General features: G+C 73.1%; 11 protein-coding genes. 8 read left to right on the plus strand and 3 right to left on the minus strand.

Annotated features, from left to right (window positions below; translation table 11 throughout):
• Positions 1-100: 100 nt before the first annotated feature.
• Positions 101-1,603 (plus strand): gamma-aminobutyraldehyde dehydrogenase, encoded by a 1,503-nt coding sequence (locus CFI00_RS00590; protein WP_207083419.1) that lies wholly within the window; start codon positions 101-103, stop codon positions 1,601-1,603.
• A 126-nt stretch (positions 1,604-1,729) separates the two neighbouring features.
• Here the strand turns inward: CFI00_RS00590 and CFI00_RS00595 are convergent, their stop codons facing one another.
• A complete protein-coding gene (locus CFI00_RS00595; RefSeq protein ID WP_207083420.1) occupies positions 1,730-2,065 on the minus strand; it encodes a cupin domain-containing protein in 336 nt (111 codons plus the stop codon).
• A gap of 52 nt (positions 2,066-2,117) precedes the next feature.
• Complete coding sequence (locus tag CFI00_RS00600; protein ID WP_207083421.1) at positions 2,118-3,713, minus strand: PucR family transcriptional regulator; 1,596 nt, start codon at positions 3,711-3,713, stop codon at positions 2,118-2,120.
• A 139-nt stretch (positions 3,714-3,852) separates the two neighbouring features.
• On the opposite strand from CFI00_RS00600, the gene CFI00_RS00605 reads away from it, so the two are divergent.
• From CFI00_RS00605 to CFI00_RS00635, 7 genes are all read left to right on the plus strand, one after another.
• Positions 3,853-5,265, plus strand: a complete 1,413-nt coding sequence (locus tag CFI00_RS00605) for an FAD-dependent oxidoreductase (protein WP_207083422.1) — start codon at positions 3,853-3,855, stop codon at positions 5,263-5,265.
• A gap of 138 nt (positions 5,266-5,403) precedes the next feature.
• Positions 5,404-6,948, plus strand: coding sequence for a CoA-acylating methylmalonate-semialdehyde dehydrogenase (locus tag CFI00_RS00610; protein WP_207083423.1), 1,545 nt, complete (start codon positions 5,404-5,406; stop codon positions 6,946-6,948).
• Entirely contained in the window at positions 6,941-8,320 is a 1,380-nt protein-coding gene (locus CFI00_RS00615) for an aspartate aminotransferase family protein (protein ID WP_207083424.1), read from the plus strand. Before CFI00_RS00610 ends, CFI00_RS00615 begins: the two co-directional genes overlap by 8 nt.
• A gap of 67 nt (positions 8,321-8,387) precedes the next feature.
• Positions 8,388-8,645: a hypothetical protein gene (locus tag CFI00_RS00620; protein WP_207083425.1), complete on the plus strand. Its 258-nt coding sequence runs from the start codon at positions 8,388-8,390 to the stop codon at positions 8,643-8,645.
• A gap of 111 nt (positions 8,646-8,756) precedes the next feature.
• A complete protein-coding gene (gene chrA / locus CFI00_RS00625) occupies positions 8,757-10,121 on the plus strand; it encodes a chromate transporter (RefSeq protein ID WP_207083426.1) in 1,365 nt (454 codons plus the stop codon).
• 45 nt (positions 10,122-10,166) lie between these two features.
• Positions 10,167-11,678 carry a fused MFS/spermidine synthase gene (locus tag CFI00_RS00630; protein WP_207083427.1) on the plus strand — a complete coding sequence of 504 codons (1,512 nt, stop codon included), beginning with the start codon at positions 10,167-10,169 and terminating at the stop codon, positions 11,676-11,678.
• 99 nt (positions 11,679-11,777) lie between these two features.
• Positions 11,778-12,020: a hypothetical protein gene (locus CFI00_RS00635; RefSeq protein ID WP_207083428.1), complete on the plus strand. Its 243-nt coding sequence runs from the start codon at positions 11,778-11,780 to the stop codon at positions 12,018-12,020.
• A gap of 63 nt (positions 12,021-12,083) precedes the next feature.
• On the opposite strand, the gene CFI00_RS00640 is transcribed toward CFI00_RS00635, so the two are convergent.
• Positions 12,084-12,869 carry an HAD-IIA family hydrolase gene (locus tag CFI00_RS00640; protein ID WP_242532938.1) on the minus strand — a complete coding sequence of 262 codons (786 nt, stop codon included), beginning with the start codon at positions 12,867-12,869 and terminating at the stop codon, positions 12,084-12,086.
• Positions 12,870-12,883 lie beyond the last annotated feature (14 nt).

Raw genomic sequence — 12,883 nt, forward strand, 5'->3', positions numbered from 1 at the left:
CCGGCGTGCCGGCACAGCGATCCCGACGGTCCGTCGGTGGCTGCGCCGCCCGCGCCGGGGCGAGGATGGGCGCGGCCCGATCGGACCCGAGGAGCTCACCGTGACCACCCAGCCCAGCACCGGCACCGACAGCAGCAACCTGATCGGCGGCGTCGCCGGCACCGGCACCGGCCCGGAGCAGTCGGTCGTCGACCCCTCGACCGGCGAGGTGATCTGGCGCTACGCCGCCGACGAGCCGGCCACGGTCGACGCCGCGGTCACCGCGGCAGCGACGGCGTACGCCGGGTGGTCGCGCGCCACGCCCGCCGAGCGCTCCGGCGCGCTGGTCGCCCTCGCCGCGCACCTCGAGGGCATGGCCGAGGAGCTGGCGCAGGCGGAGACCGCGCAGACGGGCAAGCCGATCCGGCTCAGCCGCGAGTTCGACGTGCCCGGCTCGATCGACAACGTGGCCTTCTTCGCCGGTGCCGCCCGCCGCCTCGACGGGCACGCGTCGGGCGAGTACTCCGCCGACCACACCTCGACGATCCGGCGCCAGCCGATCGGGGTCGTCGGGTCCATCGCGCCGTGGAACTACCCCCTCCAGATGGCGATGTGGAAGGTGCTGCCCGCGATCGCGGCGGGCAACACGATCGTGCTGAAGGCCGCGGAGAACACCCCGCTCACGACGCTGATGCTGGCCGAGGCCTGCGCCGCCGTCGGCATCCCGGCGGGCGTCGTCAACGTGGTCAACGGGCCGGGACCGCTCACCGGCGAGGCGCTGGTGACCCACCCGGGGATCGCGATGACGTCCTTCACCGGGTCCACCGCCGTGGGTCGCCGCATCGCCGGCCTGGCCGCCGCCAACGGCACCCGCCTCCACCTCGAGCTCGGCGGCAAGGCCCCCTTCGTGGTCTTCGACGACGCCGACCTCGACGCCGCGGTCCGGGGGGCGGTCGCCGCCAGCCTCATCAACACCGGTCAGGATTGCACGGCCGCGACCCGGGCGTACGTCCACCGCTCGCGCATCGACGCCTTCGTCGAGGGCGTCGCGGACCTCATGTCACGCGTACGCCTCGGCGCGCCGACCGACGAGACGACCGACCAGGGGCCGCTCGTGTCCTTCCGGCAGCGCGACAAGGTGGCCGCGATGGTCGAGCGCGCGGTCGCCGCGGGCGCGGCCGCGGTGACCGGCGGCAGGGCGCCCGGCGGCGAGCTCGCCGACGGCGCCTACTACGAGCCCACGCTCCTCGTCGGGGCCACCCAGGACAGCGAGATCGTGCAGGAGGAGACCTTCGGCCCGGTGCTGGCGGTGCTGCCCTTCGACTCCGACGACGAGGCGATCGGCCTGGCCAACGACGCGCCCTTCGGCCTCGCCGCGTCGGCCTGGACCCGCGACGTCTACCGCGCCCAGCGCGCCGCGCGCGAGATCGACGCCGGCACGGTGTGGGTCAACGACCACATCCCGATCATCTCCGAGATGCCGCACGGCGGGATGAAGGCCTCGGGCTACGGCAAGGACATGTCGAGCTACTCCTTCGAGGAGTACACCCAGGTCAAGCACGTCATGGCCGACATCACCGGCGTGGCCGCCAAGCCCTGGCACACGACGATCTTCGACCTCTGAGGGCGGCCGTCGGGGCTGAGGGATCCCCGGTCACCCGGGGAAACTGGAGCTTCACCCCCGAAGCTTCGCGGGGGAAGCTCCACTTTCCCCGGATATCCGGGGAAAGCGACAGGGGAAGGCCCCGCCTCAGGGCTCCATGCCCGTGAAGTAGACCTTGCGCAGGGTCTCGCGGACCGTCCAGGTGGTCCGGTCGCCGGCGCGGAGCCGGACGGCCGAGGACGGGCCGAGCTCCAGCAGGGTGCCATCCTCGAACTCGACGGTCGCCGATCCCGACAGCACGACGAACACCTCGTCGACCTCGACGTCGGTGGCGGTGCCGGGGGTCATCTCCCAGACCCCCACCTCCGCTCCGGCGACGGCAGCGAGCGCCCGCGAGCCGGCGTACGGGTCACCCTCGACGACCGTCGAGGGCTCGACCGGCGTCAGCCGACAGGGCTCGTCGACGTCCAACATCCGCTGCATGGCGACGATCCTGCCGCTGTGTGGACGGCGTCGGCAGGGACGTGGTGTCGGCTCAGGAGCGTGATCGCGACAGATCGTCGGCCAGCAGCGCGAGGTGCAGGGAGAGCCGCACCTCGGGGTCGTCGAGACCCATCCCGAGGACGCGCTCGATCTTGGCGAGCCGGTCGTAGAACGCCGCGCGCGACAGGTGCAGGCTCGCCGCGGCATCGGTCTTGCTCGCCGGGTGGTCCAGCAGCGCCCGCAGCGCCGGGAGCAGGCTGCCGCGCCCGACGGGTCCGGCGTCGGCCTCGCGCAGCACCCGGAGCTCGCGCTCGGCGAAGACCCGGATCCGTTCGTCGTCGCCGAGCAGCGCGAGCAGGCCCCGCACGTGCAGGTCGGCCAGGCGGTGGACCACCGGCGAGGCGTCGTCGGAGGCCGGGACCGCGTCGGCGACCTGGCCTGCCTCGAGCAGCGAGGTGTCGATGCCGTCGAGGCTGTCGGAGGGGCGGCCGGCGGCCACCACCAGGGGGGTGAGCGCCTGCACGCGTGCGGCGATCCGGTCGGCGGCGGCGTCGGGGTCGGAGGTGGCCGGGACCGACAGCAGCACCCGCGCCTCGCGGTCCACCTCGCACACCAGCACCGGCACCCGCAGCCCGTGCGCGGCGCGGACGAACGCCGAGACGACCTCGCCGGCGTCCTGCACCCGGCTCGCCAGCGGTGGGCGCGCGACGAGGCCGAGGAAACGGCGACGACGCGTGGGGAAACCGGCCACCTCGCACCGATCGAGGAGTCCCGGGGCGTCCGGGGCGCTCCGGAGCCCCTGCACCAGCTCGAGGTGGACCCGGCGTACGACGTTGTCGCGGTCGCGGTCGTGCAGCCGGTGCAGCGCCAGCGCTGCCGCCGCGCGCTCGGCGACGGCCACGAGCCGCTGCGAGGGTCGCTGCGGGGAGGCGATCACGAGCCGGCCCCAGTCGCGGTCGTCGCTGCCCAGCCGGGTGACGAGCCAGCCGAGCCGCTCGTCCCAGCCCGTGCGACGGGCGATGGTGACGCGCGACGACCTGGCCTGCCAGTTGTCGAGGAAGCCGGCCGAGGGGGCGGTGCCGGTGAGGAAGTCGAGCGGGCGGTGCTCGGCGTTCTCCAGCACGACCGGCCCGCCCGTGAGCCGGCACACGGCGTCGAGGATGTCGGCCGGTCCCGCCTGGGCGAAGCTCAGCTCGGTGAAGGTCTCGTGCACGCGCTGGGCCTCGACGAGCTCGTCGAGCTGGACGTCGACCACGCGCTCGCCGATCGCCTGGGTGAGCGCGGCGAAGCGGGTCTCGTGGGTGAGCACGACCAGCGGGACCGACTGCTCGCGGCAGGCCGTCACGAGCGCGGGCGGCACGGCGTCGCTCCAGCGCCGGCCGAGCTCGACCACCAGGCCCGAGCTCTCGGCCTCGGCCAGGTCCGCGGCGAAGCGGCGCCAGCCGTCCTCGTCGGAGTCGTCGGGGAGCCCGGTGCCCATCGTCAGCACCAGGTCTCCGGGCCGCAGCAGGGGCACCACGTCGCTCTGCTCGGTCGCGTGCGCCCACCGGATCGGCCGGGTGAGCCCGTCCTCGCCGGCCACCACCACCGGCTCGGCCCGCTGGAAGGCGGGCAGCTGCAGCGCTTCGGCGACGGTCAGCTGCGACATGGTTCGAGTCTCCCAGACGTCGTCCGACGATGTGTCGCACTCTGTGCGCGGTCCCCGACGATCTGGCACCCGTCGCGCGCGCGGACCAGCGCCAGACTCGGAGGCACCGCAGCGCTGACCACCTTCCGGAGACGAGCCCGTGCCCGCACCACCCGCGCCCACCGCGTACGAGCGGCACGCCCCCGACCCGCGGCTGGTCGAGCTGGCGCTGGCGCCGTCGCGGCAGGCGGTCTTCTGGCTCGAGGACTCCCACGACGTGCCCGCGCCGACGCCCCTGACCGGCTCGACCCGGGCTGACCTGGTCGTCGTGGGCGGCGGCTACCTCGGCCTCTGGACGGCGGTGCTGGCCAAGCGGCGCGACCCCGGCCAGCACGTCGTGCTGCTCGAGGCGCAGCGCATCGGCTGGGCGGCCTCGGGTCGCAACGGCGGGTTCTGCGAGGCCTCGATCACGCACGGGGAGGCCAACGGGCGCGCGCGTTGGCCCGACGAGTACGACGTCCTGGACCGGCTCGGCCGGCAGAACCTCGACGCCTTCGAGGCCGACGTGGCGTCCTGGGGTCTCGACTGCCAGTGGGAGCGCACCGGCGTCGTCCACGCCGCCGTCGAGGAGCACGAGCTCGACTGGCTCGGCCCCGACCGACTCGACGCCGCGGGAGTCCGGGCGCTCGTCGACAGCCCGCTCTTCCTGGGTGGTCGCCGCGTCGCCGACGAGGCCGCGATGGTCCACCCGGCGCGGCTCGCCCACGAGCTGGCGCGGGTCGCTCGCGAGCTGGGGGTGGAGGTCCACGAGGACTCCGCGGTGGACGGGCTGTCCCGTGACACGTCCGGGCGGGTGCGCGTGCAGACCCCGCGGGCCACGGTGCTGGCCGACCGCGTGGTGCTCGCGACCAACGTGTTCCCCTCGCTGCTGCGCCGCGCGCGGCCGATGACGGTGCCGGTCTACGACTACGTCCTGATGAGCGAGCCGCTCAGCCCGGAGCAGCGCGCCTCGATCGGGTGGGCCGGGCGCGAGGGCCTCGGTGACCTGGCCAACCAGTTCCACTACTCACGCCTCACCGCGGACGACCGGATCCTCTACGGCGGCTACGACGCGGTCTACCACTTCGGCGGCCGCCTGAAGGCGCGCTACGAGGACCGGCCGGAGAGCTTCACGCGGCTCGCCTCGCACTTCTTCGCCACCTTCCCGCAGCTCGAGGGGCTCTCCTTCACCCACCGGTGGGCCGGCGCCATCGACACGTGCACCCGCTTCGCCGCGTTCTACGGCCTCGCGCACCGCGACCGGGTGGCGTACGCCGCCGGATTCACCGGTCTCGGGGTCGGCGCCACCCGCTTCGCCGCCGAGGTGCTGCTCGACCTGCTCGCGCACCAGCACACCGAGCGGACCGAGCTGGAGATGGTGCGGCGCCGTCCGCTGCCCTTCCCGCCCGAGCCCGCCGCGGCGATCGGCATCAACCTCACGCGCCGCTCGCTCGACCGGGCCGACCACCGGCAGGGCCACCGCGACCCCTGGCTGCGGGCGCTCGACGCGGCCGGGCTCGGCTTCGACTCCTGACCGACTGACGGCCACCCGGGGCGGTGCGGCGACAAGGCGTCGACCTCGGCGTGGCGATCCGACGGATCGTCGGGCGTCGCCGGCAGCCGGGGCGGCGAGGATGGAGCCGTCCGCCCACACCAGCCAGGGAGCACCCGCATGACCACCTCGATCACGCACTGGGCGGACGGCCGTCGCCTCGACGGCGCCTCCGACCGGTGGGCCGACGTCACCAACCCTGCCACCGGCCAGGTCTCCGGCCGGGTCGCGCTGGCGGACGAGGCGGACGCCGCAGCCGTCATCGCGTCCGCCTCGCGCGCCGCCAAGGCGTGGGGCGAGGCCTCCCTGGCCGCGCGCACCCAGGTGCTCTTCGCCTTCCGTGAGCTGCTCAACAGCCGCAAGGGCGAGCTGGCGCACCTGATCACCGCCGAGCACGGCAAGGTCCACTCCGACGCGATGGGCGAGATCGCCCGCGGCCAGGAGGTCGTGGAGTTCGCGTGCGGCATCTCCCACCTGCTCAAGGGCGGGCACAGCGACAGCGCATCCTCGGGCGTCGACGTGCACTCCAAGCGCTCGCCGCTCGGCGTGGTCGGCATCATCAGCCCCTTCAACTTCCCGGCGATGGTGCCGATGTGGTTCTTCCCCGTGGCGATCGCGGCCGGCAACGCGGTGGTCCTCAAGCCGAGCGAGAAGGACCCGTCGGCAGCCCTCTGGCTGGCCGAGCTGTGGAAGGAGGCCGGCCTGCCCGACGGCGTCTTCAACGTCCTCCAGGGCGACAAGGTCGCGGTCGACGCGCTCCTGCAGTCGCCCGACGTCGCCGCCATCAGCTTCGTCGGGTCCACCCCGATCGCGCAGTACGTCTACGAGCAGGCCAGCCGCCACGGCAAGCGCGTGCAGGCCCTGGGCGGGGCGAAGAACCACATGGTCGTGCTGCCCGACGCCGACCTCGACCTCGCCGCCGACGCTGCGGTCAACGCCGGCTACGGATCGGCCGGCGAGCGCTGCATGGCGATCAGCGTGCTCGTCGCCGTCGAGCCGGTGGCCGACGACCTCGTCGCCCGCATTGCCGAGCGCACCCGCACGCTGCTGATCGGTGACGGTGGCACGAGCGCCACCGAGGCGGCCGGCACCGACGGCGAGGCGGCCCGGGAGGCCGACATGGGTCCGCTGGTGACGCGCGCCCACCGCGACAAGGTCGCCGGCCTCATCGACTCCGGCGAGGCTGCCGGAGCCAAGGTCGTCGTGGACGGTCGCGAGGTGCAGGCGCGCGGGGCCGAGGACGGCTTCTGGCTCGGCCCGACGCTCTTCGACCACGTCACGCCCGACATGGAGATCTACCGCGAGGAGATCTTCGGCCCCGTGCTGTCGGTCGTGCGGGTGTCGTCGTACGACGAGGCGGTCGCGCTGGTCAACGCCAACGACTACGGCAACGGCACGGCGATCTTCACCAACGACGGGGGTGCCGCCCGGCGCTTCGAGAACGACGTCGAGGTCGGCATGATCGGTGTCAACGTGCCGATCCCGGTGCCGGTGGCCTACTACTCCTTCGGCGGCTGGAAGCGCTCGCTCTTCGGCGACACCCACGCCCACGGCACCGAGGGTGTGCACTTCTTCACCCGCGCCAAGGTCGTCACCACCCGCTGGATCAACCCCGCCGCCCGTCCCGAGGGCGGCCTCGAGCTGGGATTCCCCCGCAATGTCTGACACCACGGCCGCTGCGAGCGGCGTACGCAGCTTCGACGACCCGGCGCGTGCCTACGAGCTGGACCGCCGCCACGTCTTCCACTCCTGGTCGGCCCAGGCCGCGCTCGACCCGATGGTCGTGACGAAGGCGGAGGGCTCCCACGTCTGGGACGGCGAGGGCAACCGGCTGCTCGACTTCACCTCGCAGCTGGTCTTCACCAACCTCGGCCACCAGCACCCGCGCATCGTCGCGGCCATCCAGGAGCAGGCCGCCACGCTCTGCACGGTCGCCCCGGGCCACGCCAACGGCGCGCGCTCGGAGGCGGCGCGGCTCATCGCCTCGCACACGCCGGGCGACCTGGACCGGATCTTCTTCACCAACGGCGGCGCCGACGCGAACGAGCACGCCATCCGGATGGCGCGGCTGCACACCGGCCGCCACAAGGTGCTCTCGACCTACCGCAGCTATCACGGCGGCACCCACCTCGCGGTCAACGTCACCGGCGACCCGCGCCGGTGGGCCAGCGACCACGGCTCGACCGGCACGGTCCACTTCTTCGGGCCCTTCCTCTACCGCAGTGCCTTCTCCGCCACGACCGAGGAGGAGGAGTGCCAGCGCGCGCTCGCCCACCTCGAGCAGGTCATCGCCCTCGAGGGCCCGGCCACGATCGCGGCGATCATGCTCGAGTCGATCCCCGGCACCGCCGGCATCATGGTGCCGCCGCCGGGCTACCTCGCCGGCGTCCGCGAGCTCTGCGACCGGTCCGGGATCATGCTCATCGCCGACGAGGTGATGTCGGGCTTCGGTCGGGCCGGCAGGTGGTTCGCGATCGAGCACGGCGCCAGCGACGGCGAGGTCGTGCCGGACCTGCTCACCTTCGCCAAGGGTGTGAACTCCGGCTACGTCCCCCTCGGCGGCGTCGCGATCAGCAGAGCGATCCAGCGCACCTTCGACGACCGGGTCTACCCCGGCGGCCTGACCTACTCCGGCCACCCGCTGGCCTGTGCGGCGGCGGTCGCGACCATCGAGACGATGGAGGACGACGCGGTGGTCGAGCAGGCCGCCCGGCTCGGTGACGAGGTCCTCGGTCCCGGCCTCGCCGAGCTGGCCGCACGCCACGAGTGGATCGGCGAGGTGCGCGGCACCGGCGCCTTCTGGGCCGTCGAGATGGTGGCGGACCGCGCGACCCGCGAGCCGCTGGCGCCGTACGGTGCGAGCAGCCCGGAGATGAACGCCATCCTCGCCGCGTGCCGACGCCGGGGGATGCTGCCGTTCGCCAACTTCAACCGCATCCACGTGGTGCCGCCGCTGACCATCACTGCGGACGAGGCGCGGGAGGGACTGGCGATCCTCGACGCGGCGATCGGCGAGGCGTCGGCGAAGCAGCGATGAGCGCGCGAACCCCTACGCTCGAGGACGGACGTCACCACGACGTCCGTCAAGAGCCAAGGAGCAGCACATGATCGGATTCCTCGTCGCCGGCCTCATCATCGGAGCGCTGGCCCGGCTCATCAAGCCCGGCAAGCAGAACCTCGGCATCCTCGCCACCCTCGGCCTGGGCCTCGTCGGCTCGGTGATCGGTGGCGTCATCGCCAACTTCTTCAACAAGGGCAGCATCTTCGAGCTCAACGTGCTGGGCTTCGTGCTCGCCGTCGTGTTCGCCGTCCTGCTGATCGGCGTGGCCGAGTCCGTGGCCGGCAAGAACAAGACCGCCTGAGCCACCGCAGCATCCTCCGACGCCCCGGCCACGGCCGGGGCGTCGGCCATGTCCGGGTTAAGTCGACCAGTCGACTTGACTTTCCTCGCGCAGGCACGGTCCCATGCACCCATGGGCACCGGCTCCAGCACGACCCGCGACGTCATCCCGCTGCGCGAGGCCGCGAGGGCGTGGTTCGCCATCTCGCTCCAGACCTTCGGTGGGCCCGCCGGCCAGATCGCGGTGATGCAGCGCATGCTCGTGGACGAGAAGCGCTGGATCGGCCAGCAGCGGTTCCTCTTCGCGCTGTCCTACTGCACCCTGCTCCCCGGGCCCGAGGCGCAGCAGCTGGCGACGTACGTCGGGTGGCTGCTCAACGGCGTGCGCGGCGCACTGGTCGCGGGCATCCTCTTCATCCTCCCCGGCGTCGTGGCGCTGCTGGTGCTGTCGGGGATCTATGTCGCCTACGGTGACAGCACGCTCGTCGAGTCGCTCTTCCTCGGCCTCGCGCCCGCCGTCATCGCGATCGTGGTGCAGGCCGTCGTCCGCGTCGGCCGCAAAGGCCTCGGCCACCCCGCGCTGGTCGCGCTCGCGGTGCTCTCGTTCGTCGCGCTCACCTTCTTCGCCGTCCCCTTTCCGGCGGTCGTCGCCGTCGCAGCCCTCCTCGGCTGGCTGCTCGGACGCCGGATCCCGACCCTCACCCACCCGCCGCGGGCGGCGGTCGACGACGGTCCGGCACCGTTGATCAGCGACGACGCGCTGCACTCCGAGCGTCCGACCGCCCGCCGGTCCGCAGTGGTCCTCGCCATCGGTCTCACGGCCTGGTTCGCCCCCGTCGCCCTCGCCGCGGTGCTGCTCGGGCGCTCGAGCATCTTCGTCGACCAGGGCCTCTTCTTCTCCGGTGCGGCCGTGGTCACCTTCGGCGGGGCGTACGCCGTCCTGGCCTACGTCGCCCAGCAGGCCGTCAGCGTCTACGGGTGGCTTGCCCCCGGCGAGATGGTGCGCGGCCTCGCGCTGGCCGAGACCACGCCCGGGCCGCTGGTGATGGTGGTGCAGTTCGTCGCCTTCGTCGGCGCCTACCGTGCGCCGGGCGGGCTCGACCCGTGGGTGGCGGCGGTGCTCGCCGCGCTGCTCACCACGTGGGTGACCTTCGTGCCGTGCTTCCTCTTCATCCTCCTCGGCGCGCCCTACGTCGAGCGTCTGCGCGGCAACCGCGACCTCGCCGCCGCGCTGGCCGGCATCACGGCGGCGGTCGTCGGCGTGATCGCCAGCCTCGCGGTCTTCTTCGCCCTCCACACCCTCTTCGCCGACACCGCCCGCCTCGCCGTGGGCCCGCTCGACGTGGAGTACCCCCTGCTCGGCTCCCTCGAGTGGCCGTCGCTCGCGATCACCGTGCTGGGCTGCGCGCTCGTCTTCTGGCGCGGCTGGTCGGTGCTCCGCACGCTGGGCGCCTGCGCGCTGGCCGGGGTCGTGCTCGGTCTGGCGCTCGCCGCCTGAGGGACGTACGCCGCTCCGGTTGCGGCGGTGGGCGAGGATCTGCCCATGACGAGCGACGAGGCAGCGACAGAGTCTCCGGGGCCGACGACCGGACCCGGGCTCGGTCCGTGGGTGGCCGCCGCCCTCGTCTTCGGCTCGTCCGCGGCGGTGCTGGTCGTCGAGCTGGTCGCGCTGCGGCTGCTCGCGCCCTACTTCGGTCTGACCCTCGAGACGAACACGATGGTGATCGGCCTGGCGCTGACCGCGATCGCGGCGGGCACGTGGGCCGGCGGGTGGAGCGCCGACCGCGTCGCGCCCCGGCACCTCCTCGGCCCGCTGCTGGGCATCTCCGGCGCCGCGGTCGCGCTGACGCCGACGCTGGTGCGGGGCGCCGCGGCCTCCGGCAGTCCCGGACTGCTGCTGCTCATGGCCACGCTGTCGATCCTCGTGCCCGGAGCGTTGCTGTCGGCGGTGACGCCGGTGGTGATCAAGCTGCGCCTCACCAGCCTCCACCAGACCGGCAGCGTGGTCGGCCACCTCTCCGGCATCGGCACGGTGGGCGCGATCTTCGGCACCGTGGTCACCGGCTTCGTGCTGATCTCGCGGGTCCCGGTCAGCGGGATCCTCGTCGGCCTCGGGATCGCACTGCTCGTGGCGGCGGTGGCGGTGCAGGTCGCCGGGCGCCGCGGACGCAGCGACGTCGTTCTCGCGCTCGTGGTGGCGCTGGCCGGCCTCGGCGCGGCCGCCGCACCCAGCGGCTGCGACACCGAGACGACCTACCACTGCCTCGCGATCACCACCGACCCCGAGCGGCCGACCGGCCGGACCCTCGTGCTCGACGGGCTGCGGCACTCCTACGTCGACGTCGAGGACCCGACGCACCTCGAGTTCGCCTACGTCCAGGCGATGGCCTCGGTCACCGACACGGCCTTCGCCGAGGACGAGCCGCTCGAGGCCTACCACCTCGGCGCCGGCGGTCTCACCCTGCCGCGCTACCTCGCCACCACCCGTCCGGGCACCAGCAGCCGGGTCTCGGAGATCGACGCGGGCGTGGTCGAGGCCGACGTGCGCCTCCTCGGCGGCGCGCTGCCCGAGGGCGTCGAGGTCGACGTCGAGGACGGCCGTCTCGCGATCGACGACCTCGGGCCCGCCGCCCTCGACCTGGTGGTCGGCGACGCCTTCGGCGGCGTCAGCGTGCCGTGGCACCTCGCGAGCGTCGAGGCCGTCGGCGGCCTGGAGGAGGCGCTGGCCGAGGACGGGGTCTACGTCGCCAACGTCATCGACTTCGGCCCTCTCGACTTCGCCCGCGCGGCCGTCGCGACGACCGCCGAGGTCTTCGACCACGTCGCCCTGCTCGCCGAACCCTCGTCGCTCGCCGGCGAGGAAGGCGGCAACCTCGTCGTGGTCGCCTCCGAGTCGCCGCTCGACGTCGCTGCGATCGAGGACCGGATGGCCGAGCGCGACCTCGGGTGGGGAGCGCTCGAGGGGGAGGACCTCGACGCGTGGGTCGGTGACGCCCCGGTGCTGCGCGACGACTACGCACCCGTCGACCAGCTGCTCACGCCCTACGCGCGCTGATCCGGGACGACGCGGGCAAGGTCACACCGCACACGTATTGGATCGTTCCAACAACTTAGGCACACTGGAGACATAAGTCCCCACCGCGAGGAGAACGAGATGCGACTGATCGACGAGCTCGACGAGCTGCACGACCACTACGCCCGCCTGGTCGAGGCCGCGGTCGCCCGCGACGACCTCGCCGCCGCCGAGTCCCTGGCGCAGGGCTACGAGGACGACGCGATCCAGCTCATGGCCGAGCGCGAGAACCTCACCCACCTGCTCCCGATCCAGCGCGGCGGTCGCCCGGAGAGCGCGCTGCGCGGAGCCGTGCGCCGCCTGCTGCCCGGCCGCGCCGCCTGAGCGACTGCACAGTGCGGTGATCCTGGTGCGTCAGACGAACCACGGACACCGCGCAGCTGAGGTCTACACCAGTGGTTCGCCGGCCTCTTCGTCCAGCAGCATCTGCCCGACCATCGGCACCACGTCGGCGATCGAGTCGACGACCATCGTGGGCCGGTAGGGGAAGTCCGACACCTGGTGGCGCTCGGTCGCGCCGGTCGCGACGAGGATCGTGCGCAGGCCCGCCTCGAGGCCGCTGATGATGTCGGTGTCCATCCGGTCACCGATCATCACGGTGGTCTCCGAGTGCGCCTCGAGCCGGTTGAGCGCACTGCGCATCATCAACGGGTTGGGCTTGCCGATGAAGTAGGGCTGGCGGCCCGTGGCGGTGCTGATGAGCGCCGCGACCGACCCGGTCGCCGGCAGCATCCCCTGCGCGCTCGGGCCGCTGGGATCGGGGTTGGTGGCGATGAAGCGCGCCCCACCGTTGATGAGTCGGATGGCGCGCGTGATGGCCTCGAAGGAGTAGGTCCGGGTCTCGCCGAGCACGACGTAGTCCGGGTCCTGGTCGGTCATCACGTAGCCGATGTCGTGGACCGCCGCGGTCAGCCCGGTCTCGCCCACGACGTACGCCGAACCTCCCGGGCGCTGGTCGTCGAGGAACTGCGCCGTCGCGAGCGCCGACGTCCAGATCGACTCCTCGGGCACGTCGATGCCGCTGCTGCGCAGGAGCCGCACCCGCAGGTCGCGCGGGGTGAAGATCGAGTTGTTGGTCAGCACCAGGAAGGGGATCTCCTGCTCGCGCAGGGCGGCGATGAACTCCTTCGCCCCCGGGATCGGGTCCTCCTCGCGCACGAGGACCCCGTCCATGTCGGTCAGCCAGG

This window comes from Nocardioides sp. S5, from assembly GCF_017310035.1.
Taxonomy (GTDB): Bacteria; Actinomycetota; Actinomycetes; order Propionibacteriales; family Nocardioidaceae; genus Nocardioides.